Raw genomic sequence first — 24,103 nt, 5'->3', positions numbered from 1 at the left:
TCGCCTTATCCCTCGCCCACGAAGTCGTCGATGCGTGCGGCGATGTGCGCCGCGTCCGTCACGCAGAGCCGCACCCCGTGCTCGTCGGAGTCCATGACCTCGGTCGTCAGCTCGCCCGTGATCACGGAACGCCAGTGCGGCAGCGTCTCGTTGTCCTTCGCCAGGAGCATCAGCGCGTCGACGTCCAGCGGCTCGGGGTGGTGGGTCTCCAGCGCGCGGGCGGTGGTGCGGAACGCCTTGTGGAGGCGCTCGGCGAACTGGGTGGCCTGACCCGCGTCGGCGGCCTCGGCGCCGAAGAGCACGGTGGTGATCTCCCGGTAGACGCCCTCGCGGGTGGCGTCGGCCGGCGTGAGCGGCGGGTGCGCGGTGTGCGGGTCGACGACCCGCAGCACGTCGTCGCGGAACTCGACGAGCCGGGCGGCGTCGTCCTCCGGGTCCCCGGCGTCGCCCGACCCGTCGAGATAGCCGTCGACGATCACCAGCTTGCGCAGGCCGAGTCCGCGCTCCTCGGCGATCCGGGCGATCTCGTAGCTGATGACCCCGCCGGCGCAGGCCCCGACCAGATGGAAGTCGTCCTCGCCGAACTCGTCCTCGATGAGGTCCGCGTACAGCTCGGCGATCTCCCGCATGTCGTCGGGGACGTCCACCGCGCTGATGTGCGGGGACTGCAGGCCGTAGCAGCCGCGGTCCGCGCCCAGGAGCCGGACGAGCCGGGCGTAGCCGTCGACGAGGCCGAGCCCGGGGTGGATGAACAGCAGGGGCGTACGGGAACCCTGGTTGCTCATGCGGATGACGGACCGTTCGGTGTTGGCGGCCTGGAGCTGCGCTTTGTTGGCGCTCAGGGCGCTGATGGTCCGGTACCGCAGGAGGTCGCCCATGTTGAGGGACCAGCCGAGGCGCTGGTTGATCTGCTCGATGGTGACCAGGGCGAGCAGGGAGTCGCCCCCGGTGGTGAAGAAGTCGTCGTCGAGACCGACCGACGGCCGGTCGAGGGTGGTCTTCCAGATCTCGACGAGGGCCTGCTCCACCAGGCTCTGCCCCGGCGTGACCTCGCTCTCCTCGGGCGCTATCTGCCGAGCACTCACAGCGGAACTCTCTTTCTGATCGGATCGGAAGGTCGTCGGAAGGTCGGTCCGGCCGGGCGGGTGGGCCCACAAAAACGGGCCGGGCACGGGCGTCGGGGCCGAGGGGGCTACATCCATCCGCCCGTGAAGTGGAGGACGTCGCCGGTGAGGAAGTCGGCGGAGCCGCTGCCGAGGAAGACGACCAGGTCGCCGATCTCCTCGGCCGTGCCGAGCCGGCCGGCGGGCAGCAGGTCGCGGAGCCGCTCCCGGCCCTCGTCGGTCTCCCACAGCTCGGGCGGGTAGTAGGTCTCGCTCTCCAGGAAGTTCGGCGCGACGGCGTGCACGGTGACGCCGTGCGGGGCGAGTTCGCGGGCCGCCGCCCGCGCGTACGCAGAGGCGCCGGCCCGCAGCGAGCTGTACGTCGAGAAACCGGCCTCGGGCCGCAGCGGGGCGGCGGAGGTCATCAGCACGATGTGTCCGCTCCCCCGGCGCTTCATGTGCGCGGCGGCCTTGGCGAGGACCGCCGCCGGGGTGACGAGCAGCGCCTCCGCCGCCCGCCGCAGCTCCGCCGGGTCGGCCTGCTCGACGGGGAGGTAGCGGGCCGGGTGGACGTCGTTGCTGACGACCAGGTCGAGCCGCCCGTACTGCTTGACGGCCTGGCCGACCGCGCCGGTCGCGGTCTTGGCCGAGGACGCCACCGCGCCGTCGCGGCCGTCCTCGAACGAGGCCCGGGCGGCCTCGTCGAGGAAGGACTCGTCGTGGCAGAGGACGGTGTAGCCGGCCTTGCGCAGGGCCTCCACGGAGCCGGGGCCGGCGTAGCGCGTCGCGTGGGTGACCACGGCGACACGCCCCGCCGCACCGGCGGCGGAACCGTCGGCCGCTCCCTCCGCGGCGGGCATGCCCGCCGACCCGCCGGGGACCGATCCCACGGCCCCGCTCCCGGCCTCGCCCGTCGACCCGCCCGGAGTCGCCTCCGTGCTCACGCGCCGCCGCCGATGAACTCCCGGATCATGGCGTAGATCTCCTGGTCCGGGATCAGGATGTCGTGGTGGCTGCCGGAGTCGCGCTCCGAGACCCGGGCCCCCGCCACCAACCCGTGGAAGTGGTGCGCCGTCTCCGGGTGGGTCATCCGGTCGGTGCGGCTGGTCGCGATGAGGACCCGCTGCCCGATCCGGCGCGCGGCCTCGTTCGCGTCGTACGCCATGAGCGCGTTGTTCAGCCGGGCGTACCGGTGGAACAGCTCCACGTCCCCGTACGGATAGAGGATGTACGGCGCCAGCCGGGTCGGCACCCCGAAGAGCATGTTCGGGTCGAGGAACAGGTCGAGCACCTCCCGGGCCCGGCGGGTGCCGGAGGCCGCCCCGGAGAGCAGCCCCTGGAACTGCTTCTGGAAGGGGGTGCGCATGACCCCCTCGCCGAAGTTCAGATCGGGGTGGAGGACGGTCAGGGTCTCCACCCGCTCCCCGAACTCGGCGGCCGCGGCGAGCGCCACGGGGGCGCCGCCACAGATCCCGATCAGCTGGGCCCGCCGCAGGCCGTACTCCCCGAGCAGCGCCCCGACGAGGGCGACCTCCTCGGCGAAGTCGCCGGCCGGGGTGTCCAGGGACTCCCAGTCGCCGAAGAGGTACGGATTCTCGTACGTCACGACCTGGCGTTCCTCGGACAGCTCGTCCAGCCAGGGGCGGAACAGGGCGGCCGGGACGCCGCACGGCAGGACGAGGACGACGGCCTCGCCGTCCGGGGAGGGCGCCCCCGCGGAGAACGAGTCGAAGGGGGGCAGCCCTTCGGCCCGGATCCGGCGGCGCCCGGGGAGGGAGGCGAGCCCGGCCAGGCCCGCCGTCCCGCCGGACGGTTCCCCCGAGCGGCCGGCGACCGGCTGCCGGCCCCCCGGCTCCAGGTCGAGGAAGTTGCTGAGCGCCACTTCCAGGCTGGAGGGCTTGTCCGGGGCCGGCCAGACGAACCGGGGCACCGTCAGCCCGTACGAGGCACCGATGCCGGCCAGGACGTCGTTGCAGCGCTCGACGTCCTCCGGGCCGAAGGCGTCGGCGTCCCGGCCGTTCGCGGGGAACACCCGCAGCGTCTCGCGGGCCGATCCCAAGAGGGGCTGGCACAGTTCCAGCGCCTCGACCACGCTCAGGGTCGTCGTGGTCATCTCAGAACTTTTTCCCGCGCGTGGTCTCGGTGACCATGCGGTTGGACGGGTTGTTGTTGTCGCCGTTGACCAGGACGCTGCCGTAGCGCTCCAGGCTGATCCGGCCGCCGTACTCCTCGATGTGGTCGCTGCCCGGGTAGACCGAGACCGAGGAGGGGACGTAACGGCTGGCGAAGCCCATCCGCATCTCGTTGGTCAGGCCCTCGTGCGGGTGCGAGGCGTGCATCAGCGTCGACCAGAAGATGATGAACTGGCCCGGCTCCATGACCTGCGAGACGGCCGCGTCCTCGTCCGGCTTCCAGTCCGGGTCGACCTGGAGCTCGCGGTAGTCGTAGCCGAAGAAGCCCCGGCGGGTGCCCTCCTTGTCGACGCCGTTGATCGAGTTCGGGTCGTAGTGCATCCGCTTGGTCTCGTCGTAGTTCATCTGCTGGTGGGTGCCGGGGATGAACTGCAGGCAGCCGTTCTCGACCTTGGCGTCGGTGAAGGCGGACCAGACGGTGATCGTGCCGCCGAACTCGGCGTTGTCCGGCCAGAGGATCTGCGGGGTGCCCGAGGCGTTGGCGAAGGTGTCCGCCTGGTGCCAGTCGGTGCCTTCGTCGCCGGGGTGCTTGGGGAAGAACTCGGTGCGCCAGCAGATGACGTCCGGGCCGAGGATGGAGGCGACCCGGTCGACGATCTCGCGCTTGCCGACGTGGGCGGCGAGGAAGTCGTTGTCGAGGTGGCGGTCGTAGTTGGAGATGTTGGTGGCACCGGACAGCTCGTCGTCGGGGTAGACGGCGTGGCTGCGGTCGAGCATCTGCAGCCGGGTCTTGCGCCAGATCTCCCGCATCTCGTCGGGCTGGTAGAGCGTGAACGGGCCGATGAACCCCTGCCGGTGGAAGGTGGCGAGCTCCTCGTCGGAGAGGGCGAACGACTGCTGGGCCTTCTGGGCGTGCGTGGTCATGTGCTGCGCTCCTAGCGGGAGGTGAGGGCGAGCTGGTTGCGGACGGCGGTGGCGAGGGCGGCGATGTTCGCGCCTTCGGCGAGCGTGCCGACGTTCAGACCGGTCCTGAACCGGTCGTTGACGACGCTGAGCATGTGGATCAGGGAGAACGACGTGCCGCCGAGGTCGAAGAACTCGTCGGTGTCCTTGATGCCGTCGGTGCCGAGGACCTCCGCCCAGATCGCGCGCAGGGTCTCCTCGACGGATCCCTCCGCGCTCTCGCCTTCGGAGGCCGCGTCGGCGGCCAGGGCCCCGGCGCCCGCCTGGGAGGTCTCGGCGAGCTTGAGCTCCAGCCGCTTGCGCAGACCGTCCTCGTCGAGCTTGCCGTTCACCGTGACCGGCAGCTCGTCGAGGGGGAGGTAGGCGGAGGGCGCCATGTAGCGCGGGAGCGCGTCGGCGACGGCGTCCTTCAGCTCGGCGACGAGCCGCTCCGGGGCGGTGGCGGCGTCGGTCACGGGGTACGCGACCAGGCGCGGGTCGCCCTCGCCGAAGTCGGCGGCGAGGACGACGGCGTCCCGTACGTCGGGGTGGCGGGTGAGGACGGCCTCGATCTCGCCGGGCTCGACGCGGTAGCCCCGGACCTTCAGCTGGCGGTCGGCGCGCCCCGCGTAGGCGAAGGTGCCGGGGGCGGTCTGGACGCCCCGGTCGCCGGAGTCGTACCAGCGCCGGGTGGTGCCGTCGGAGTCGGTGCGCTCGACGAACCGCCGCGCGGTCAGCTCGGGGTGGTTCAGATAGCCGCGGGCGACTCCGGCGCCGGCGATGTGCAGGACGCCCTCCTCGCCGAGCGGCAGGGAGCGCCCCTGCTCGTCGAGGACGTCGATCCGCAGGTCGGCGAGCGGTTCGCCGATGAGGCTGCGCCCTTCGCCTGCCCCCGCGAGGTCGGCGGCGGAGATCCGCTTCCAGGTGACGTGCACGGTGGTCTCGGTGATGCCGTACATGTTGATCAGCGCGGGCGCGTCGAGGCCGTGGCGCTCGGTCCACGGGGTCAGGGCGCGGTAGTCCAGCTTCTCGCCGCCGAAGACGACGTACCGCAGGGAGAGCGGGTCGCCGGCCTGGGCGTTGGTGTCCGCGCGGATGAGGTTGCGGAACGCCGACGGCGTCTGGTTGAGCACCGTCACCCGCTCGCGGCGCAGCAGCGTGTGGAAGGCCTGCGGGTCGCGGGCGGTGTCGTGGTCGACGACGACGAGGCGGCCGCCGTGCAGCAGCGCGCCCCAGATCTCCCAGACGGAGAAGTCGAAGGCGGCGGAGTGGAAGGCGGTCCACACGTCGGTCTCGTCGAAGCCGAAGACCGGCGCGGTGGCGGTGAAGAGCCGGACCGCGTTGCGGTGCTCGATCATGACGCCCTTGGGCTCGCCGGTGGAGCCCGAGGTGAAGATGACGTACGCGAGACTCGACGCGTCCGCTCCCTGGTGGTCCTCCGGGGCCCGGTCGCCCTCGGGGCCGGTGGCGGCGGGGGCGTCCACGAGGACGGTCCGCTGCCCCTCCACCAGACCGGCCGTGGCACCGCTCGCGACGACCACACCGGCGTCACAGGCGGCGAGGACGAAGTCGCGGCGCTCGGCGGGGTAGGCCGGGTCGACCGGGACGTAGCCCGCCCCGGACTTGAGGATGCCGAGGAGTCCGACGACGAGGTCGGTGCCGCGCTCCACGCAGAGCCCGACCCTCCGGTCCCGCCCGGCGCCGGCCGCCCGCAGCTCACGGGCCAACCGCTCGGCCCGTACGTCGAGTTCGCGGTAGGTCAGTCGCGTACGGCCGTCGGTGACGGCCACGGATTCCGGGAACCGCGCGGCGATCCGCTCGAAGTTCTCGTGCAGGGTGAGCGAATCATCGAGCGATTCGCTGGAAATCGCACCAGGATTCATAGACGTGGAGCCTTTCCCAGTCGTGGAGCAGGACGATTCGGATGTCACGGCATTCTCGGAACGCGGAGAACGGTGTCGGGATTCGCGGCTCGGGCCTTTTCGGCCCGTGGTGACGCGGGGACTGTCGGCGGCGCCTTGGTGAATGTGCGGCAGCGGCGCCTACTCGAATGTGTCAGCCGCCCGGGGGCCCTTCAAGGGAATCTCCTGGCACCAAGGTGCAGTGGCTGCAAGTGGCCAGCGTCAGGGCACGCGGTCGTCGACGACGCACACGATCCCGTGGCAGAGGCCGAGGTCCTGCCCCTCCCGGGGCACCCTCAGCTCGACCCGCACCCGCTCGGACGGGGGCCGCAGCAGGAACTGGACGGCCGCCAGGACCCCCGTGCCCGCCTCGGGCGCGGAGGCGGCGGAGACGAAGACGACGGACCGCCGGTCGGGCTCCGCGGGCCGGGGCAGATAGACGTGTTCCACCTGACAGCTGGAGACCTGGCGGACCACTCTGGCGAGATCGTCGGGATCTATCCGCGCCGACCCGAATTCGCCGGGCGGGACCTCGAGATGGATGGCGTACATGGCGAAGAGAATCCCAGCCGTTCCGCGAGGTACATCCCTACGCTCCGGGCAGCTTGGTGCCATGGCAGCAAAGGGCCGCCCGGCATCGATGACAAAGCGACAGAGGCATGTGCCGGAAATACGGCCGGAAAGGTCCCGGGGACGGGCGGGGATTCATGTCACGGGACGCGGGTCGCGGATTGCCGATCGCCGGTCGCCGCTTACGGATCCGAGCCGGGGATCGCGGATCGCGGGTCGCCGCTCGCGGATCCGGGCCGGGGGTCGCGGATCACGGATCGCCGGTTGAGTCGGGGGACTTGGGGGGGGGGAGGCGGTCAGAGCCAGCCGGCGCGTTCCGCCAGGACGCCGGCCTCGAAGCGGCTGCGCGCGCCGAGGCGGGTGGAGATGGCGGACATCATCCGGCGCGCGGTCCGCAGCGAGAGGCCCAGCTTCCGGGCGGCCACCTCGTCGGTGAGGCCCTTCTGCAGCAGTCGCAGCAGCTCGATCTCCTGCTCGGAGGGCGCGTCGGCGGCGGGCCGGGGCCGCCCGTGCAGCGGTATGGCCCGCTCCCAGACCAGCTCGAAGAGCGCGAGGAGGGCGGTCACGACTCCCGGGGCGCGCAGGATCACCGCCCCGGCGCGGGTGTCGTCCGGGCTGACGGGCAGCAGCGCGACCGACCGGTCGGCGATCAGCATGCGCAGCGGCAGGGAGGGCATGGTGCGGATCTCGCCGCCCAACTCGGAGAGCCAGCGGGCGTATTCGGTGGTGGCCCGGTCGTTGCGGACGCTGTCCAGATAGATGGTCCGGAGCTTCACCCCGGCGGACAGGCTCTGCTCGTCGAGCGGACGGCTGGCCTCCAGGGCTTCGGGGCTCTGCGCGCCGCCGGGCATGAAGGCGAGGATCTCGGTGTCGGCGTGCCGGGCGAGTTCGGAGAGCCGGGCCCGGACCTCGTTGACGCCTTCGAGCTGTTCGAGGCCGGCGTTTCCGTGGCGGGCGCGCTGGGAGGCGTAGATCGCGGTGAGTTCCGCGGTGGCCGCCCGGATCGACGCCAACTCCAGTTGCTGGGTGCGGATTTCTGTTTCCCGGCGGTGAATGTATGCGGCAAGTCCTACTTCGGGACTAATCGGGGCGACATCCGTGGCGTCCTTTGTCGGATAGAGCATCGACAGTTCCGCCAGTTTGTCCAGGCTTACCCGGACGGCCACTTCCTCGACGGACAGCTCCTTGGCGATCTCCGCGACGCCCCAGCGTGGTTCGCTGATCACCAGGCGGTAGACGTCGACGCAGATCTCGTCCTGGCCGATCAGCGCCGCGAGCGACGAGACGTCCGCGTCCGCGCGGGTGCCGCGGCCCGGGTCGGCGAATCCCCCCATGTGACCCATCCTCACTCAACGGATCGATAGTCGGTCAATCCTCTGATCGCCCCCGACCATTCGGCCCCGGATGGCCGTTTCCGGTAGGGAGATCGGGTGCCCTTTTGGGTGTTCGACGTTACAGGACGGGAGCAGAAAAGGGGACCACGCACAATGGGGCTGTGGACAACCGGCCCTGGGAAACACGGGTCGAAAGGCGAAGGCCGAACAGACCGGTCGGGATGGCCGTACCGCTCCGGAACTGCGCGGCTTCCCGGATCGCCGGGCCGCCGCACCGGCCGGCCGCGGCGGCCCGCCGTGGCGGGCGGGGCGCCGCTTCGACTCCGACTCCGTCAGGTCGCGGGGCGTGAACGCCGTCCAGGTACCTGGACGCGCGTCAGACCGCAGGGCCTCCACCCAGGACCCGCCCCGTCCGCTTCACCACATGGGCGGGCGGCTCGATGTCGGCGGGGAGGACGGGGTCGGCGACCGGCGCCCCGAGCGTGGTGACCACGGGCACGACCCCGGCCCAGAGGCCCAGTTCCGCGTCCGGGCTGTCGCCGTCGTCCGGGGGACCGCCGGCGATCTTCACGGAGGCCTCGTCGAGGTCGAGCGCGACGAGCGCGGTGGCGGCCAGTTCCTTGCGGCTGGGCTGCCGGGCGTACTCCCACTGCCCGGGCGTGCACTGCTCGGTCAGCGCCCGCAGTCCGCGCAGCTTCTCGTCCGGGTCGGTGACCGTGCGCGGCACGCCGTAGACCATCGCGCACCGGTAGTTCACGCCGTGCTCGAAGACGGAACGGGCGAGCACGAGCCCGTCCACATGCGTCACCGTGACGCAGACCGCCGTCCCGGGCGCCTGCACCAGGCTCCGGCTCGCGACCGACCCGTGCAGATAGAGCCGCTCCCCGTCCCGGCCGTAGACGGTCGGCACGACCATCGGGGTGCCGTCGACGGTGACCCCGAGATGACAGAGGAACCCGGCGTCGAGCACGGCCTCCAGATCGTCGCGCCGATGGCTGCCCTTGTGCCGCATCCGCCGCAGCCTGGTCCGCTCGGTCACCTCGAGCGCACCCGACGCGGACACCTGCTCCTCAGCGGCCTCCATGGCCTCCCCCTCACTCGCCGTCTTCCAAGATCCCGACCCGAGCTTTCTACGTCCTCCACCCGGCCCCCCGCCACCCCCGCCCGCCTGCCGGACGGATGGGCACGCACGGGGCACGCAGGGCCCGAACGGGACGCCACGAGGGTTGCCGCGCATCGCCGTCGGTGGATCAGGGCATGAAAAAGCCCCAGGTCACGGCGAGTGAGTCCTGGGGCTGATCCGAGCCGCCTTCGGGATTCGAACCCGAGACCTACGCATTACGAGCTCAAGATCGTTCGTGATCGTGGGTTCCAGTCGGTACCGGCGAATGTCAGAACATGCAGGTCAGAGCCCCTGACACGCAGTTTGAGTATCAGCCGGTGCCGACTGGTCCAAAGCAGTCCGGCCACACGGTGGCCACACGACGACCTCACATGAACAGGGCGATCGCCTGCTCCGAAGGGATTCGCAGAGGCTTGGCCGCGGCGCCCGATGTGAGGCCACAAGCACGGCGAAGGGGCCGCACGTCGCACCGTGCGGCCCCTTTGGTCGTCTCTAGCCCTGCTGCGCCTTGCCGGGGTCGCTCTTAGGCCGCGGCTCGCTAGCTCGGTCCCTGCTGCCCTCGGTGGGGGGAAGGGCGTTCAGGACGAGCTCAAGGGCGATCGCGCCGGTATCAGTGATGTGCCGGTCGTCGATCAGGATGTGTCGATCTACTTCGTCAGCAGCGCCGGCGGCCGGCGCTTTGTCGTCGAGTCGGGTACGGCGGACGCGGTACAAGATGCCCCCCCTTGTGGCATGGCGGAGCCCTTCACTCGAACATATGCCCGAGGCAAGAGCTCAACCAACATACCCGCACAAACACCGCAGGTCACGCGCTTACGGCGCAGAGTCACCGACGTCTGCGGACACGACTCGGATGTTCCCGAGCCCCAGAGTTTTTAGCTTCTCTTTAAGCAGCGGAAGATCATCAGCCGTAGTGCCAGACTCGTAAGCCACGACAACGGTTGTAGTCGAGTTACTCGCCCGTAGCAGGTCGCCGACCTGTAGGCCGGTCCACTCCTCCGCCGCGGCACGCTGCACCTCGGCGAGCGGACGCCCGACGGCCGCAGCAACTGCGCCGATGAGCCACCGCTCACGCTTGTATCCGTCACCCTTGGCGATCTTGGGCAGTTGGTTGTGCGGGATGCGCTTACCAGTCTCAGGGTCAACGGCGCGCGCGGAGACGCTCCGTAGAGGCTCCCCCGCGATCGCCGCCGCCACTAGGGCCGCAAAGGGACCGCCGGCGCTTGAGTCGGGGGCACGCCCGGCCGCCCCATCGGCCGTCGGCTCACCTATCGGGGTGTCGTTCTCCGACACGGTTTCTCATCTCCGTTCTTGTCGCAGAACGCGAACAGTCTCATCTAACCAGTGATCTTGCCCGGTTGCACACCTCGGAACTGCGTTGACGTTGGGTTTCTGCCACGTCTACGTTGTTCTTGTTCGTGAACACGAACGGACCTTAGCGCCGTTTCGGACATGCAAACAAGCATGTCTGTTCGCGTTCGGTGACAGATCAGAGGGGGATCTAGTGACAGTCAAGTTCATCGCCGGCCCGCCGCCGGCACGGCAGAAGAACGTCAAGCACGCGCTGATCGTCGAGCAGCTCAAGGCGCACCCGAACCAGTGGGCCGAGATCCAGCAGAAGGAAACGAGCGCCCGAGCATCCTCGGCGGCGCAGGCGATCCGGTCCGCGCAGCTCGCGTCTTACGCGCCGGCTGGCTCGTTTCAGGCGATCGCCCGGACCGTGGTCGAGAACAACGTGCCCCGCTTCGTAGTCCTCGCCCGGTACGTCGGCCGCCCCAATCGCGCGGCGTGATCTGTGAGCACTGGGACGGCGCCGCCGGCGACTACTGCCGCGCGATCGGTACCCGCCGCTACATCGTCGGCAACCGCTGCCCCGCACACACGCCCGCCGCACTCGCCGGCCGGCCCGAACCTCCGGGCTCGCCGATCCCCGTAAGGAGACGAACCGTTGAGCCTCGCCGCGACGGATTGGGTCTGGTCCCAATCCGACAGCCGAGGCGCCGCTCGTCTGGTGCTGCTCGCGATCGCTGATCGGGCCGACGCCGACGGCGTCGCCTACGCCGGTACCGCCTCGCTCATCCGCCGCACCCGCGCCGCTCGCTCTACCGTCCGCGACGCCGTCGATGCCCTGCTCGCCTCGGGTGAGCTCGCCGTCGTCGAGGGCAAGCTCGGTCCCGGCGGAGAAACGGTCTACCGCCTCCCCCTGCTCGACGCGAGGGGGGCCGGAGATCGGCCCGGGCCGGATTCCGACCCGGGCCGGACAGCGGCCCCCGGGGGACCGGTGAGCGGCCCCAGGGAGGGCCGGACATCGGCCCCGGGGGGACCGACTACCGGCCCCCAGAACAAAAGAAGCTCTCTACAAGACGAACAGCAGCAGCCGCGCGCGACGAACACCGCGGCTGCGCTGGTTCCCGAACTGCGTCCGCTCGACGCCGCTCTCGTCGCCGCCTCGATCGCCGTCCGGTGGTCGCTCGGCCTCGGCGAGCAGCGCGACGTCTACCGGCTCGTACAGGCGCACGGCGTCGAGGCCCTTGTCGACCTCGCCGCCCGCCGCACCACCCCGGGCGAGGCACCGAAGAGTGCCCGCTACTGGCTCAAGGTCTGGAGCGACCTCGACCGGCCGGCACCGAACACGCCGCCTCGGGCGCCCGCCTCGACCGCGACCTACGCCGACAACCTCGCCGCCGGCCTCGCCCTGCTCACCCAAAAGGAGAGCCGCCCATGACGCCCGAACAGATCGCCGCCCTGCTCGCGTTCGCCGGAACGCTCGACAGCCGAGTGCGACGCGCCCTCGCCGACCCTCAGCAGTCCGCCCGCACCATCTCGGAGTGGACCGCCGCCGTCGCCGACGTGCCCGCGACCATGCCCGAAACCGGATGGGACGCCGCCCGCGCCACCCGCCGCTACTACGAGCAGCAGGGCGGGAACAAGAGCTCGCAGTTCCGGGCCATCGAGCCGCACGACCTGCTCGCCGCATGGGGACCGCACCGCGCCGAGCTCATGAACAGGCACACCGACCCCGTGCCGACCGCCGACCCGGACAACCCGCAGGCATGGCGCGAGGAACTGCTCGGCACCCGGGCCGCCGTCGCCCGCGGCCATGCCGCGCCGGCGCAGTACCGGGCCGAGATCAACGCAGCAGGGCAGAAACGTCTCGCCGCGCTCATGTCCGGAGTCGGGACCGGCCCGCGCCGGTACATGCCCGCTCATGTCGCGGCCGAGCTGCGGCAGTTCCGACCGGCCCGCGCGCACCGCGAGCAGCTCGTCGCCGAGGGTCTACCCGACCCGCTCAGTGTCCGGTGCCCGCACTGCCTCGCCGCCGTCCACGAGCCGTGCCGATCGAGCTTCCGCAACCGCGGGAAGGGCCGGCGACCGCTCACCGGTGTTCACCCCTCGCGCGTCGAGGCACTGATCGCCGAGCTCGGCAACGGAGAGGCCGACGCCGAGCAGGTGCGCCTCGCCCGGATCATGTGCCAGCCGCCGGCCCCGCGCCGCGACGGCCGCGCCCGCCACACCAGCGGCGGGGGCGAGGCCCGATGATTCCGCTCGCCGCCCGCGCCGCGATCGCCGCCCATCTGACCGACGAGCTCGACATGCCCCCGCACCGCGCGACCGTGTTCGTCGCCTCGCTCGCCGACCGCCTCGCCCTCGACGGATGGCACATGACTGCCGAGTTCGGCCGCGTGCTGGACGCCGGTGGTCACCTGCACCCCGAACACCACCGCGCGCGACCGGTCGCGCCTCGCGCGCGGGAGACCCGCGGCGCTCGGCGCGCCCTCGATCGACTGCTGCGCCGTGCCCGAACGAACGGAGAGACAACCCCATGAGCGCCGCCCTGCTCACCCTCGCCGTGACGCTCGCGCTCGCCCTCGGCGCCACCCTCGCGTACGCGGTCCGGATCGACGACCGCCTCGACCGCGAGCTGCGCCGCCTCGGCCGCCGGCCGTGCCCGACCGCCTGCACCACCTGCTCGACGACGCCGCGCCGAGCCGAGAACGGAGAGACGACCCCATGACCCAGATCACCAGTACCCGCACCCGGTCTCGCCGCGGCCGGAGCGACGCCCGCGAGGCCGTGCGCGACGAGCGGCGCGCAGCGATCCGAGTCCTGCTCGCCCGCGCCGACCGAGGGGTGCTCGGCCCCGAGGACACGGCGCGGCTGCGGCAGCTCGTCGAGGCCGAGATCGCCGACTGCGACAACTTCCGCCGCTCGGCCGGCGGGCAGCAGGCCGCGGCGCTGCGGCTGACACACCGAGTCGCCGCCGCCGAGCAGGCCATCGTCGAGGCCGAGGCAGAGCGCGACGAGTACGCCGCCAAGGTCGAGGCGCTGCGCGCATCCAACAAGGGGGGACAGTGAGTTACGCACAGGCTGTGCACGAAACTGTGCGCGCGCTGCGGACGATCCGCGGCCGGTGGGCCGAGCTGCTGCTCGCGATCGAGGAGCCGCCGGCCGATCACTGGCCACCGCGGCAGCTCGCACACACCATGCGGGAGGACGACGAGCAGCTCGTCGTCGAGGACCGGGCCCCGCTCGTGCTGCGCGAGCACCCCGCCCCGCTCAACCTCGGCGCCCTCGACGCCGGCCGAGGCGTCGAGCAGCTCGTGTTCGACCTCGCCGACACCCTCGCCGCCGCCGTACAGCGAACCGAGCAGGGCGACCCCCGGGCGTGGCTGTGCTCCGACCCGAGCGCACCCGACAGTCGGCGCGCCGCCGGATCGCGGGTGCATGGGCTGCACTGGGCGTGCGTGTGGATCGAGGGGCGCGTGCAGGATGAGGACACCGCCCCCGAGCGCGAGCTCGACGGCGCCCTCGCCGCGCCGCCGTTCGAGGTGCTGCCGTTGCACCTGCTGCACGAAGCGCGGCGTACTGCGCGGATCGCCGAGGCCCGGGTGCTGCGCGCCCTCGGCCTCGACCAGCGCGAGACCCCGCTGCCCGAGCCGTGCCCGTGGTGCGAGGGCGAGCTCACCCTGCACAGTGCCCCCGACGGGCCGCCGGCCGTGACCTGCTCGGGCGGGCGCGCCTGCTCGGCCCCCGTGCCGCTCGACAACAGGGAGCGGGCGCGGGTGTGGGAGTGGGACGACCTCCCCGAACTGATCGCCGCGCTCGGGGTCGACATTGCAGCCGCGGCGTGATGTGACGCTCGACGAGCAGCTCGTCGACGAGCCCGCGGCCGGCGAGGGGCGCGGCACGTGGCGTAGCGGGTGGCTCGTCGTCGAGGCGCCGCCGAGCGTCGAGGCCCTGCTCGACCTCGGCGACGACGTCGAGCAGGGCGCCCTCTTTGAGTGATCGGAGTACGTACCGATAGAGGGTTGCGCCGTTATCTATTCGTGACCTAGAGTCGGGAGCGCCTCCGGCGTGCCCGGAAACCTGATCTCGACGCCCCGCCACCATCCCCCCGGTGGCGGGGCGTTCGCATGTCCCCCGGTCGGGAGGTGATCCCGTGGCCGACCCGATCACGGACGCCGACCGAGCAGCAGTCCGCCGCCTGCACGCCGAGGGAAAGTCCCGTAACCAGATCGCTCGCGAGCTCGGCCGCGGCGCCGCCACGGTCTCGAAGATTGCCGCCGAGCTCGGCCTCGCGTTCTCTGGCGGGGCGCGGGTCGCCGCCGCTACCGATGCCCGTAAGGCCGATGCCTCGGCCCGGCGCGAGCAGCTCGCCGACGATGCCCTCGACGGCGCCCTCGCTCAGGTCGAGCGGGTCGGCGCCGCCGACTCGGCGCGCGACGCCCGCGACTACGCCACCGCCGCCCGGGCCTTGACCGAGGTACACGCCAAGGTCGCCGAGCTCGCACGCTCCAACAAGTCGACGAGCGCCGGCGGGATGCTCGACCGCCTCGCCGACGCCCTGCTCGGGCCCGTGGGAGACGACGCCGACGGGGGGTGATTCCCTCGACGGGCCACCTGTCCGACAAGCAACTGCGCTCGATCCGCGAGGCGACCGCCCGTATCAACTTGTGGCACGGGTCGGTGCGCTCCGGCAAAACGATCTCGTCGCTGCTGCGCTTCCTGCTCGCCGTCCGGCGGGCGCCCGCCTCGGGACTCATCCTGATCGTGGGCCGTTCGCTCGCCACGATCGAGCGGAACGTGATCGAGCCGCTGCAAGACCCCGAGTTGTTCTCGGACACCGCGGCCGAGGTCCACCACACCCGAGGCGCGACAACCGCCGTGATCCTCGGCAGGGTCGTGCACCTGATCGGCGCGAGTGACTCCCGATCCGAGGGTCGGCTGCGAGGTCTGACCGCATCGGTCGCGTACGCGGATGAGGTCACGCTGCTGCCGGAAGCCTTTTTCACGCAGCTACTCGCCCGCCTGTCGGTCGCCGGCGCAATCCTGATCGGCACCACGAACCCGGACGGGCCGCGGCACTGGCTCAAAGCGAAGTACCTCGACCGGCAGCACGAGCTCGACCTCGCTTCCTGGCACTTCAAGCTCGCCGACAATCCGGCCCTGTCGCCCGCCTACGTCAAGGCCCTGTCCGCCGAGTACACCGGCCTATGGCGGCGCCGGATGATCCTCGGCGAGTGGGTTGTCGCCGAGGGCGCGATCTACGACATGTACGACGAGCAGCAGCACGTCGTCGACGAGCTGCCCGAGATGCGCCGCTACTGGGTCGGCATCGACTACGGCACGAGCAACCCGTTCTCGGCGATCCTGCTCGGCCTTGGCGACGACGGCCGGCTGTACGCGGTGAGCGAGTGGAGACACGACGCCCGCGCCGCGCACCGGCAGATGACCGACGCGCAGTACAGCCGCGCCGTCCGCGAGTGGATCGCCGAGCAGGAGGTGCGGCCCGAGTGGACGTTCGTCGACCCGAGCGCAGCGTCGTTCTCCACGCAGTTGTGGGCCGACGGGTATCCGAACGTCGCCCGCGCCAATAACGCAGTGCTCGACGGCATCCGCAGCGTGGCAAACGCGCTCGACGCCGGCGCGCTGCTCATCCACCGATCGTGCGAGGGGCTGCTCGCCGAGGTCTCCACGTACGTGTGGGACGACGCCGCCGCGGCCCGCGGTGAAGACCGCCCCGTGAAGCAGGACGACCACTCGCTCGACGCGCTGCGGTACGCGGTGCACTCCACCGTGCACGAGTGGCGCGGCCTGCTGACGACCGCCGCCTGATCGCCCCCAACTCCCCTGCCCGGGCGCAGCACTGCGCCCGGGCCCGAGCACGCGAGGGGGTGATCGCGTGCGTGAGCTGACCGACCGGTTCCTCGACAAGATCGCCCCCGGCCCCCTCGGGTGCTGGGACTGGACCGCACACGTCAAGCCCAACGGATACGGACAGTTCAAGATCGCCGGCCGGCCGCAGTACGCGCATCGCGTCGCGTACGAGCTCACCCGCGGGCGCATCCCCCGCGGTCTCGTGATCGACCACCTGTGCCGCCGGCGGCACTGCGTGAACCCCGACCACCTCGAAGTGGTGAGCCACCGGACCAACATCCGGCGCGGGATCTCCCCCGCCGCGCGTCGCGCGCGTCAGACCCATTGCACCCGCGGGCACCGGTTCAACCGAGCGAACACCTATCTCGCGCCGAACGGCACCCGGCACTGCCGGCCGTGCGCAGCGTGGCGAGCTCGGGCTCGTCGGCAGGGGGTGAGCTGTGTCGCTTCCTGACAACGGCGCCCCGTGGCCGCCGCCCGCCCTCGCACGGCACTATGCCGAGCTGCGGGTCGATGACGCTTGGTACTCCGGTGACCGCGACAAGCTCGCGAGCGTCTACCGCAACCAGCCGCAGCGCCGCGACGGTCGGCGCCGGCTGTGGGGGCGCGACCGGGCCGAGCAGCCCGGGGTGCCCGATCCGCGGCTGCACATTCCCCTGCCCGGTGACATCGCCACCGCGAGCGCCGATCTGTTGTTCGCCGAGCCGCCCGTGCTCACGGTCGCCGACACCTCGACGCAGGACCGACTCGACGAGCTCGCCGAGTCGGACGGCATCGCGAACACCCTGCTCGAAGCGGCCGAGGTCGCCGCCGCGCTCGGCGGTGTGTATCTGCGCGTCACGTGGGATCGCTCGCTCGCCGGCCGGCCGCTGCTCACCACCGTGCACCCCGACGCCGCCGTGCCCGAATGGCGCTGGGGGCAGCTCGTCGCCGTCACGTTCTGGCGCGAGCTCACCTCGGACTCGGTCACCGTGTGGCGCCACCTTGAACGGCACTCCCCGGGCCGGATCGAGCACGGGCTCTACCAGGGATCGCAGGATGCGCTCGGCGTACGGGTGCCGCTCACCGAGCACCCCGACGTCGCCGCGCTCGCCGACTCGCTCGGCCCCGAGGGCGACGCGATCGAGACCGGTATCGACCTGCTGACCGCCGCCTACTGCCCGAACATCCGCCCCCACCGCAAGCACCGCGGCTCACCGTTCGGGCGCAGCGACTACGCCGCCCCGCTGTACGACCTGTTCGACAGCCTCGATACGACATGGACGAGTTGGATTCGCGATCTGCGGCTCGCCCGCGCGCGGCTGCTCGTGCCCGACGGATATCTGCGTGACCACGGACCCGGGCGCGGCGCGAGCTTTGACGACGACCGGGAAATCTGGACGCTGCTTAACGTCCCACCGACCGAGCAGGGCGGCGCCGGCATCACCCTGTCGCAGTTCGCGATCAGGGTCGACGAGCACGAGCGCACCTCGGCCGCGATCACCCGACAAGCCGTGATGAGCGCCGGCTACTCCGCCGCGACGTTCGGGCTCGGCGACCAGGGCGCCGCCGTTACCGCGACCGAGGTCAAGGCACGCGAGCGAAAGAGCATGATCACTCGGGGCAAGAAAGTGAGGTACTGGGCCCCGCCGGTCGCCGACATGCTGCACGTTCTGCTGCTGCTCGACCGACAGTTCTTCACACCGCGGATCGTGCCCGAGCGGCCCCGCGTCGTATTCGGCGACGCGATCACCGAGGACACGTCCTCGCTCGCACAGACGCTTTCGCTACTCCAGCAGGCACAAGCGGTCTCGACCGAGACCAAGGTGCGAATGCTGCACCCCGAGTGGGACGAGACAGACGTGCAGGCCGAGGTCGCTCGCATCAACATCGAGTCGGGCGCAGAAGTGCCCGACCCGATGCAGAGCGGACAGCTCGTCTAGGACTTGTCCGGGCGATCACGTAACCCATCAAGCACCGCCTTTATAAGTCCGATCCGGGGCGGTCATGCCGTTCCGCCGGTGGGGCGGGTGGTCTCAGGCGGAGGCGATGCCGGCGAGGGCGCTCTGGAGCCGGCGGACTGCGTCCTCGGCTTCCGCGTACTGCTGAGGGGTCGGTGCGACGGCGCCGAAGGTGTGGCGGTCTCCGGCAGGCAGGGCGCGCCAGTGCAGGACGGGCGTGAGAGCGGTGGCGGCTGCGCCGAGGAACCAGGCTGTATGCCCGTGGACGTGGGCAAGAGCGATGGCCACAGCGGCGAGCGCTTCCCGCAGGTGTTCCAGGCGCTCGATCACGGGCAGCGCCTCCTGGACCTGGGGACCGCCGACGGCGGCGTGCAGGTCGGCGGCGGCCTTCGCGACGACCGTGCGATGGCCGGGTGTCAGGACCCACACCTGATCACGGATAAGCCCTTCGGCTTCTGCCACCAGGTCCTCGATCAGCGTCCTCATGTCCATGTCCGACACCCTATGTTCCCAGCGGAAGGCGCAGACCCGTGGCGCATGATTGGCCGGGCAGGTCCTAGCTGGTAACCGGCCACCCGACGAACTTGTCGCCGTCCTCATAGATCAGGGTCATTCCGCCGGCGTCGACCAGATCACACAGATCGTGGTTGGGGCACTCCGGCAACAAGACGACGAGGTGATCAGGCTTGGGGGTGATGTGCCGGCGGTAGTCGATGAGCTGCCCTATGGCCATGCGGATGGCGTTCCGACTGATGTTGCCCTTGATCTCGTACAGAGCATTGTCGGTCGAGTCGAACAGATCGGTGAAGAAGGTTGAGTTCAACCCCTCTACGCGGATCTTGATCCGCTCGACGCTGTGCCCCTGCTCGGTCAGGAAGGCGAGGAACCGGTCGCTCAACGCCGCTTCCCGTCGCTTGACCTCGACCGCCTCGGTCGGCTTTCGCGTGATCTTCTTCCCGCTGTTGGCCTCGGGCTTGATCGTCTGGCTCGTCGTCGCCTCGGCAGGCTTGAGCTCGAAGGACACGAGCGCCGGATCGCTGATCGGCGTCGCCGGCACGTTAGTGGTGACCGTCTCCGAGGCGACGGGCACGAAGTCCTCGGGGGCCTGCTCCACTCCGGCAACGGGCCGCAGGCGGAACACGTAAACCCATCGCATCTTCTGCGCCGAGTCGAGCACCTGCCGCATTACAAAGGGCTCGTCCGCATCGAGGATGAACTCACCGACGTAGCGGTGCGTCCGTGCCCCGGTCGTGCCGCCGCCGACGTACCCAACCGCGATGAAGAGGCGCAGCGCGCGACCGTCTTCCACGTGGTGCAGGACGGAGCCGTTGTTGCCGCTCAGCGTCTGGTCGCCGAGCGTCCCCTGCCCCGTGTACTCGAAGATCGGCCCTGACTTGTCTTCCTCGACAAGCCAACCGTCCTGATAGCCAAAGGCTTTGGCGCTCTCGTGATCGCTGAACAACAGGATGTTGTCGGTCGTGCGTGACGGGATGATTCCGCCTTGCGGTCCGCCACCGAAGATCGCTTTCAGCTCCGCACGCGTCCTGACGTCGCCGGGCTTGATCTGCACAGAGGTCATGCCGCGACCGTACCGGCGACCACTGACAATCCGTGCCGGACCGTGGTGGGGGGTGCCATGCCCATTCACCCCGCCATGGCCGAGGACCTCTCGGCCGGCGTCCGCGATCTCTACGCGGACGCCGAGCAGCGCCTGCTCGGCATCGTCGCGCGGCAGCTCGCCGAGGGATTCGACGCCCCCGGGTGGGCCGTGGCCAAGCTCGCCGCGATTCAGCCCCTACGGCGAGCAGCGCAGGGTGTCGTCGATGCCCTCGCGACCGCTCTCGACCTTGAAGTGTTCTCGGCCGTGACCGAGGCGTACGACGTCGGGGCGCGCGCTGGCCTCGCCGAGCTCGGCGCCCTCTCGGATGCCGACGCCCGCCGGATCGCCGACAGCACTCCGAACGCCCGGGCCGTTGACCGCCTCGCCGCCGAAACGATCGAGCTCGTCACCGAGACGCACCGCGGGATTCTCCGCGGCGTCGAGGACGGATACCGGCAAGTGATCAGCGAAGTGTCGGCGACGCCGCTCGTCGGCATCGACACCCGCCGGCAGGCCACGCAGCGTGCCCTCGAACGGTTCGCCGACCGGGGCTTGCGGACGTTCGTCGACAAGGGCGGGCGCGCGTGGCAGATGACGAGCTATGCCGAGATGGCAGTACGGACCGCCGTCGGGCGGGCCGCGGTCGAGGCGCACGGCGACAAGCTGCGCGCCGCCGGCGTCTCGCTCGTGATCGTCTCGAACGCCCCCCACAACTGCGATCTTTGCGACCCGTTCGAGGGCAAGGTGCTTGCGCTCGACGGACCGGGCGGCGCCCGGACGATCGAGGTCGAGCACGCCACGATCGACGACCGCACCGTGCGGGTGCACGTCGCCGGATCTCTCGACGACGCCCGCCGCTCGGGGCTGCAACACCCCAACTGCCGGCACAGCACGAGCGCCTATCTTCCCGGTGTCACCCGGGCGCCGGTCGAGCACTCCGAGGACCCCGCCGGCTATGAAGCAACGCAACGGCAGAGGGCGATCGAGCGCGCCATCAGGAAGTGGAAGAACCGCAGCGCCACCGCCACAACGCCCGAGGCCAAGAAAGCGGCCGAGGCGCGGGTGCGGCAGTGGCAGGGCCGGATGCGTGATCACCTCGCACAGCATCCCGAGCTCATCCGCCGCCGCGAGCGCGAGCAGCCCGGAGCGAGCAACCTCCCGCCGGATGGCGGCACCGCGGGCCGCCCTGGTACGCCGAGCGGCCCGGGGTCGGACCCGTTCGAGGCCGCGCGGGTCCGCGCCGGCGACGAGCGCACCCTGCCCGAGATGACCGACGAGCAGCTCGGCGCCGCGCTGCGGCCCGGGGTGCTCGACGAGCGCGACCGCGACCGGATCACCGCCGAGGCCGACCGCCGCGACGAGCAGGCGCTGCTCGACCGCATCCGCCCCGGCGGGCGCATGGTCGACAGCCTCGCCGAGTTCAGCGACGACGAGCTCGCCCGCGTCGCACTGCACCTCGACGACGACGGTCTGCTGCGCGTCATGGCCGAGGCCGACCGCCGCGACGTCGACGCCGCCATGCCCGGAGTGCGGGCCGACCTGCTCGGGATGTCCGAGCAGGCGCTCGCCACCCGGGCGCGGCACGTGCCCGAGGACCGGCCGGCGATCGGCGCCGAGATCCACCGGCGCCGCCTGCTCGACTCCCTGTTTCCGGGCGGGCGCCTCGCCGGCGACCTCTCCGAGCTCGGCGACGAGCTGCTCGTGTGGGGAATCCGCTACGCCTCACCGGCGGACGCCGAGCGGATCGCCGGCGAGATCGACCGCCGGCACCCGCCCGCCCCGCCGCCGCCCGCGGCCGGCGCGACGGTCGCCGACACCCTCGCCGCTCGCGACGCCCTCGACGACGCCATGCATCCGATCCGCCTCGACGATCCGCCGCCCGCGGACCCCGACGAGTGGGGGCCGTACGGCGCCGACGTCGAGCGCGGCCCCGACGGCACCGAGCACATGTCCTCAACCGAACGATGGGTGTACGAGCGCGAGCTCGAAGCCCGTTCGGCGCGCGGGGCGTACAGCCGCGCCGAGATACGCGAGATGTACGACGAACACATCTATGTGCAGTGGCTCGCCGCCGAGGACTACACCCGCGGGAACCTGCTCAACCGCAAGGCCAGGGCCGCGGGGCATGACCCGCGCAGCCTGTTCTCAGGGCCGGCCCACGTTGCCTACGCCCGAGCGAGCGAGGACCTGATCCGGTTTTGGGAAGACGTCTCGCCCCGGATCACCCTCGCCGAGTTCTCCGAGCAGGTGACCGGCGTCCGCACCGGCGCCGGCGAGACCGCCCGCCAGTCCGCACACGGCCAGTGGCTCAAGCAGTGAGGGGGTGATCTGTTGGGGTTCCGCGAGCAGGCGCTGCGTGCCCGCCGCGAGGGGCTCGCCGCCGCGCGCGCCGGCCGGCCGCCGACCGACGCGCCCCGCTACACCGACCCGCGGCTGACTGCCGCATGGGTCCGTGGCTACGTCGCCGCCGAGCAGGCCGAGCAGTAGTCACCACCGACACCGGGCCGCTTTCGGGCGGCCCTTTTCCATGCCCGCACCACGCCCTCGGAGGGCCGAGCCACCATGCCCGAGCACATCCTCGACGACTCCCTGCCGATCCACCCGCGCACCGGCGAGCGCGCCCTCGGCCGCCGCCGCGACGGCCGCGCTATCTGGCCGATCAAGGGCGGCTCGGGCGAGGGCGGCGACCCCGCCACTCCGCCCACCCCGCCGGCCGGCGACCCCAACCCCGCACCGGCCCCGAGCACTCCACCGGCCGGCGACCCCGCCGCCGAGCAGCAGCTCGCCGACGCCACGACCCGCGCCGAGCAGGCCGCGGCCGAGCGCGACGAGCTGCGCGCCGCACTGGACGCCGTGACCCGCGCGCTCAACCCCAATGATCCCGAGTCCGAGAAGGACCCCGCCGCGCTCGCCGCCGCCGTCGCCGAGCGCGACCGGCTGCTCGCCGAGAACGGGGCCGCGCTCCGGTCGGCGCGCGTCGAGCTCGCCGTCGCCCGCGTCGCCGCCGATCAGGGCGCCCGCGGCGACCGGCTGCTCAACTCCCGCAGCTTCCTTACTTCGGTCGCCGACCTCGACCCCGCCGACGCCGGTTTCGACGCCGCGCTCACGACCGCGATCAAAGCCGCGGTCGAGGCCGACCCCGACCTCTACCGCGCCACCCCGACCGGGCCGCCGCGCGGGGGCGGCGAGTTCAACGGCCCGCCCGCCGGCGACCGGCGCGCGACCTCCCTGCACGACGCCGTCGCCGCCCGCCTCGGCGGCTGAACCATCTAGGAGAAACCTTTGCCCACCTCTCTTGCCGAGGCCCGGAACAACGCGGCCGATGACCTCGACGTGAACGTGATCGACGAGTTCCGTAAGAGCTCGGACATCCTCGACCGGATGACGTTCGACAACGTCGTTTCCCCGACCGGCGGCGACACCCTCACCTACGGGTACCGCCGGCTGATCACGCAGCGCGCGGCCGACTTCCGCGCGCTGAACACCGAGTACACCCCCGCCGAGGTCTCGACGCAGCGCTACACCGTCGATCTCGTACCGCTCGGCGGGTCCTTCCAGATCGACCGCGTGATCGCCCGTATCGGGCCGGCCGCCTCGGGCGCCGTCACGCTGAACATGCAGCAGCTCATCAAGGCATCGCGAGCTCGGTTCGCCGACGCCGTGATCAACGGCGACAAGGCCACCGACGCGAAGGGGTTCGACGGTCTGTCGAAGATCCTCACCGGGTCGAGCACCGAGTACCTGCCGCTGAACAACGGCGTCGCGACCGGGTTCGTCGACTGGACCGGGATCACCGACAAGGGCGCCGCGCTCGCCGCGCAGCGCCACGTCGACGACTGGCTCGCCACCATGGATGACGCACCGGATGTGATCTACGGCAACCGCAAGACCCTGAGCCTGTTCAAGACCATCGCGGCGTGGACCGACCAGCTCGACAAGACGACCGACGCGTTCGGCCGCCCGGTCACCGCGTACAACGGAATCCCCTTGGTGGACCTCAAGAGCAAGGCCGGCTCGAACACGGACGTGATCTCGCTCGTCACCCGTGACCCGGACGGCGCCGGCGCCGGCGGGAACGTGACCGGCCTCGGCGATCTCTACGCCGTCCGGTACGGACTCGACGCTTTCCACGGCGCCTCGGTCGGGGGCGGCTCGCCGCTCGTGAACACCTGGCTCCCCGAGTTCGACCGGGCCGGCGCCGTCAAGGTCGGCGAAGTCGAGATGGGCCCGGTCGCTCCGGTCCTCAAAGCCACCCGCGCCGCCGCCGTGTTCCGCAACATCAAGAGCGCGTGAGGGGGGG

The 24,103-nt window shown here is 71.3% G+C and carries 27 protein-coding genes; 16 read left to right on the top strand and 11 right to left on the bottom strand.

Going from position 1 to position 24,103, the window contains the following annotated elements; all coding sequences use genetic code 11:
• Positions 1–5: 5 nt before the first annotated feature.
• The 9 genes from ACZ6RC_RS21470 to ACZ6RC_RS21430 form a co-directional block, all read right to left on the bottom strand.
• Positions 6–1,085 (bottom strand): thioesterase domain-containing protein, encoded by a 1,080-nt coding sequence (locus ACZ6RC_RS21470; RefSeq protein ID WP_469585507.1) that lies wholly within the window; start codon positions 1,083–1,085, stop codon positions 6–8.
• A 107-nt stretch (positions 1,086–1,192) separates the two neighbouring features.
• Positions 1,193–1,993, bottom strand: a complete 801-nt coding sequence (locus ACZ6RC_RS21465; protein WP_469585504.1) for an SDR family oxidoreductase — start codon at positions 1,991–1,993, stop codon at positions 1,193–1,195.
• A 50-nt stretch (positions 1,994–2,043) separates the two neighbouring features.
• Positions 2,044–3,216, bottom strand: a complete 1,173-nt coding sequence (locus ACZ6RC_RS21460) for an alpha/beta fold hydrolase (protein ID WP_469585501.1) — start codon at positions 3,214–3,216, stop codon at positions 2,044–2,046.
• 1 nt (position 3,217) lies between these two features.
• Complete coding sequence (locus tag ACZ6RC_RS21455; RefSeq protein ID WP_391140346.1) at positions 3,218–4,159, bottom strand: chlorinating enzyme; 942 nt, start codon at positions 4,157–4,159, stop codon at positions 3,218–3,220.
• An 11-nt stretch (positions 4,160–4,170) separates the two neighbouring features.
• Positions 4,171–6,060 (bottom strand): amino acid adenylation domain-containing protein, encoded by a 1,890-nt coding sequence (locus ACZ6RC_RS21450; RefSeq protein WP_469585497.1) that lies wholly within the window; start codon positions 6,058–6,060, stop codon positions 4,171–4,173.
• A gap of 240 nt (positions 6,061–6,300) precedes the next feature.
• Positions 6,301–6,630, bottom strand: a complete 330-nt coding sequence (locus ACZ6RC_RS21445; RefSeq protein ID WP_391140344.1) for a Rossmann-fold NAD(P)-binding domain-containing protein — start codon at positions 6,628–6,630, stop codon at positions 6,301–6,303.
• A gap of 314 nt (positions 6,631–6,944) precedes the next feature.
• Entirely contained in the window at positions 6,945–7,982 is a 1,038-nt protein-coding gene (locus ACZ6RC_RS21440; RefSeq protein ID WP_391140343.1) for a helix-turn-helix transcriptional regulator, read from the bottom strand.
• A gap of 376 nt (positions 7,983–8,358) precedes the next feature.
• The gene (locus tag ACZ6RC_RS21435; RefSeq protein WP_469585491.1) at positions 8,359–9,066 is read right to left on the bottom strand and encodes a pyridoxamine 5'-phosphate oxidase family protein; all 708 of its coding nucleotides are present in this window, start codon (positions 9,064–9,066) and stop codon (positions 8,359–8,361) included.
• A gap of 852 nt (positions 9,067–9,918) precedes the next feature.
• Complete coding sequence (locus ACZ6RC_RS21430) at positions 9,919–10,398, bottom strand: hypothetical protein (protein WP_469585488.1); 480 nt, start codon at positions 10,396–10,398, stop codon at positions 9,919–9,921.
• A gap of 211 nt (positions 10,399–10,609) precedes the next feature.
• Between ACZ6RC_RS21430 and ACZ6RC_RS21425 the strand changes: the two genes are divergently transcribed.
• The 12 genes from ACZ6RC_RS21425 (at position 10,610) to ACZ6RC_RS21370 (ending at position 18,185) form a co-directional block, all read left to right on the top strand.
• Positions 10,610–10,897 carry a hypothetical protein gene (locus ACZ6RC_RS21425; RefSeq protein WP_393889027.1) on the top strand — a complete coding sequence of 96 codons (288 nt, stop codon included), beginning with the start codon at positions 10,610–10,612 and terminating at the stop codon, positions 10,895–10,897.
• Positions 10,898–11,053: 156 nt separating this feature from the next.
• Entirely contained in the window at positions 11,054–11,830 is a 777-nt protein-coding gene (locus ACZ6RC_RS21420; RefSeq protein ID WP_469585484.1) for a hypothetical protein, read from the top strand.
• A complete protein-coding gene (locus tag ACZ6RC_RS21415) occupies positions 11,827–12,645 on the top strand; it encodes a zinc finger domain-containing protein (RefSeq protein WP_469585481.1) in 819 nt (272 codons plus the stop codon). The genes ACZ6RC_RS21420 and ACZ6RC_RS21415 overlap by 4 nt, the downstream gene beginning before the upstream one ends.
• Entirely contained in the window at positions 12,642–12,932 is a 291-nt protein-coding gene (locus tag ACZ6RC_RS21410) for a hypothetical protein (RefSeq protein ID WP_469585477.1), read from the top strand. Before ACZ6RC_RS21415 ends, ACZ6RC_RS21410 begins: the two co-directional genes overlap by 4 nt.
• Positions 12,929–13,120, top strand: a complete 192-nt coding sequence (locus ACZ6RC_RS21405; protein ID WP_469585474.1) for a hypothetical protein — start codon at positions 12,929–12,931, stop codon at positions 13,118–13,120. Before ACZ6RC_RS21410 ends, ACZ6RC_RS21405 begins: the two co-directional genes overlap by 4 nt.
• Positions 13,117–13,461 carry a hypothetical protein gene (locus tag ACZ6RC_RS21400; RefSeq protein ID WP_469585471.1) on the top strand — a complete coding sequence of 115 codons (345 nt, stop codon included), beginning with the start codon at positions 13,117–13,119 and terminating at the stop codon, positions 13,459–13,461. The genes ACZ6RC_RS21405 and ACZ6RC_RS21400 overlap by 4 nt, the downstream gene beginning before the upstream one ends.
• 14 nt (positions 13,462–13,475) lie before the next feature.
• Positions 13,476–14,237 carry a hypothetical protein gene (locus ACZ6RC_RS21395; RefSeq protein ID WP_469585468.1) on the top strand — a complete coding sequence of 254 codons (762 nt, stop codon included), beginning with the start codon at positions 13,476–13,478 and terminating at the stop codon, positions 14,235–14,237.
• Entirely contained in the window at positions 14,221–14,391 is a 171-nt protein-coding gene (locus ACZ6RC_RS21390) for a hypothetical protein (RefSeq protein ID WP_469585465.1), read from the top strand. Before ACZ6RC_RS21395 ends, ACZ6RC_RS21390 begins: the two co-directional genes overlap by 17 nt.
• Positions 14,392–14,545: 154 nt before the next feature.
• Entirely contained in the window at positions 14,546–14,989 is a 444-nt protein-coding gene (locus tag ACZ6RC_RS21385; protein WP_393889033.1) for a helix-turn-helix domain-containing protein, read from the top strand.
• Positions 14,986–16,221 carry a PBSX family phage terminase large subunit gene (locus tag ACZ6RC_RS21380; RefSeq protein WP_469585461.1) on the top strand — a complete coding sequence of 412 codons (1,236 nt, stop codon included), beginning with the start codon at positions 14,986–14,988 and terminating at the stop codon, positions 16,219–16,221. The genes ACZ6RC_RS21385 and ACZ6RC_RS21380 overlap by 4 nt, the downstream gene beginning before the upstream one ends.
• Before the next feature lie 67 nt (positions 16,222–16,288).
• Complete coding sequence (locus ACZ6RC_RS21375; protein WP_393889035.1) at positions 16,289–16,717, top strand: HNH endonuclease signature motif containing protein; 429 nt, start codon at positions 16,289–16,291, stop codon at positions 16,715–16,717.
• On the top strand, positions 16,704–18,185 hold the full coding sequence (locus ACZ6RC_RS21370) for a phage portal protein (protein ID WP_469585457.1): 1,482 nt from the start codon (positions 16,704–16,706) through the stop codon (positions 18,183–18,185). The genes ACZ6RC_RS21375 and ACZ6RC_RS21370 overlap by 14 nt, the downstream gene beginning before the upstream one ends.
• Before the next feature lie 93 nt (positions 18,186–18,278).
• Here ACZ6RC_RS21370 and ACZ6RC_RS21365 read toward each other — a convergent pair whose 3' ends face one another.
• Together ACZ6RC_RS21365 and ACZ6RC_RS21360 are read right to left on the bottom strand one after the other, a co-directional pair.
• Positions 18,279–18,695, bottom strand: coding sequence for a hypothetical protein (locus tag ACZ6RC_RS21365; RefSeq protein ID WP_393889037.1), 417 nt, complete (start codon positions 18,693–18,695; stop codon positions 18,279–18,281).
• 64 nt (positions 18,696–18,759) lie between these two features.
• Positions 18,760–19,782, bottom strand: coding sequence for an SRA domain-containing endonuclease (locus ACZ6RC_RS21360; protein WP_469585453.1), 1,023 nt, complete (start codon positions 19,780–19,782; stop codon positions 18,760–18,762).
• A 57-nt stretch (positions 19,783–19,839) separates the two neighbouring features.
• Between ACZ6RC_RS21360 and ACZ6RC_RS21355 the strand changes: the two genes are divergently transcribed.
• The 4 genes from ACZ6RC_RS21355 to ACZ6RC_RS21340 all read left to right on the top strand — a co-directional run bounded on the left by ACZ6RC_RS21355 (position 19,840) and on the right by ACZ6RC_RS21340 (position 24,096).
• Positions 19,840–22,122 (top strand): phage minor capsid protein, encoded by a 2,283-nt coding sequence (locus tag ACZ6RC_RS21355; RefSeq protein WP_469585450.1) that lies wholly within the window; start codon positions 19,840–19,842, stop codon positions 22,120–22,122.
• 12 nt (positions 22,123–22,134) lie between these two features.
• Positions 22,135–22,290, top strand: coding sequence for a hypothetical protein (locus ACZ6RC_RS21350; RefSeq protein ID WP_380850386.1), 156 nt, complete (start codon positions 22,135–22,137; stop codon positions 22,288–22,290).
• Positions 22,291–22,365: 75 nt separating this feature from the next.
• Positions 22,366–23,067 carry a hypothetical protein gene (locus ACZ6RC_RS21345; RefSeq protein WP_469585447.1) on the top strand — a complete coding sequence of 234 codons (702 nt, stop codon included), beginning with the start codon at positions 22,366–22,368 and terminating at the stop codon, positions 23,065–23,067.
• An 18-nt stretch (positions 23,068–23,085) separates the two neighbouring features.
• On the top strand, positions 23,086–24,096 hold the full coding sequence (locus ACZ6RC_RS21340; protein WP_423647293.1) for a major capsid protein: 1,011 nt from the start codon (positions 23,086–23,088) through the stop codon (positions 24,094–24,096).
• The last annotated feature ends 7 nt before the right edge of the window (positions 24,097–24,103 follow it).

The organism is Streptomyces sp. NPDC048353 (assembly GCF_055587165.1).
Note: the sequence above shows the minus strand (reverse complement) of the source record. Positions and strands in the feature narration are given on the sequence as shown.

Bases quoted from the DNA above. Each gene is read 5' to 3' on its own strand.
- ACZ6RC_RS21345 (WP_469585447.1), top strand. From the start codon at position 22,366: ATGCCCGAGCACATCCTCGACGACTCCCTGCCGATCCACCCGCGCACC.
- ACZ6RC_RS21450 (WP_469585497.1), bottom strand. From the start codon at position 6,060: ATGAATCCTGGTGCGATTTCCAGCGAATCGCTCGATGATTCGCTCACC.
- ACZ6RC_RS21455 (WP_391140346.1), bottom strand. From the start codon at position 4,159: ATGACCACGCACGCCCAGAAGGCCCAGCAGTCGTTCGCCCTCTCCGAC.
- ACZ6RC_RS21405 (WP_469585474.1), top strand. From the start codon at position 12,929: ATGAGCGCCGCCCTGCTCACCCTCGCCGTGACGCTCGCGCTCGCCCTC.
- ACZ6RC_RS21435 (WP_469585491.1), bottom strand. From the start codon at position 9,066: ATGGAGGCCGCTGAGGAGCAGGTGTCCGCGTCGGGTGCGCTCGAGGTG.
- ACZ6RC_RS21360 (WP_469585453.1), bottom strand. From the start codon at position 19,782: ATGACCTCTGTGCAGATCAAGCCCGGCGACGTCAGGACGCGTGCGGAG.
- ACZ6RC_RS21440 (WP_391140343.1), bottom strand. From the start codon at position 7,982: ATGGGGGGATTCGCCGACCCGGGCCGCGGCACCCGCGCGGACGCGGAC.
- ACZ6RC_RS21410 (WP_469585477.1), top strand. From the start codon at position 12,642: ATGATTCCGCTCGCCGCCCGCGCCGCGATCGCCGCCCATCTGACCGAC.
- ACZ6RC_RS21365 (WP_393889037.1), bottom strand. From the start codon at position 18,695: ATGGACATGAGGACGCTGATCGAGGACCTGGTGGCAGAAGCCGAAGGG.
- ACZ6RC_RS21415 (WP_469585481.1), top strand. From the start codon at position 11,827: ATGACGCCCGAACAGATCGCCGCCCTGCTCGCGTTCGCCGGAACGCTC.
- ACZ6RC_RS21445 (WP_391140344.1), bottom strand. From the start codon at position 6,630: ATGTACGCCATCCATCTCGAGGTCCCGCCCGGCGAATTCGGGTCGGCG.
- ACZ6RC_RS21460 (WP_469585501.1), bottom strand. From the start codon at position 3,216: ATGACCACGACGACCCTGAGCGTGGTCGAGGCGCTGGAACTGTGCCAG.
- ACZ6RC_RS21355 (WP_469585450.1), top strand. From the start codon at position 19,840: ATGCCCATTCACCCCGCCATGGCCGAGGACCTCTCGGCCGGCGTCCGC.
- ACZ6RC_RS21400 (WP_469585471.1), top strand. From the start codon at position 13,117: ATGACCCAGATCACCAGTACCCGCACCCGGTCTCGCCGCGGCCGGAGC.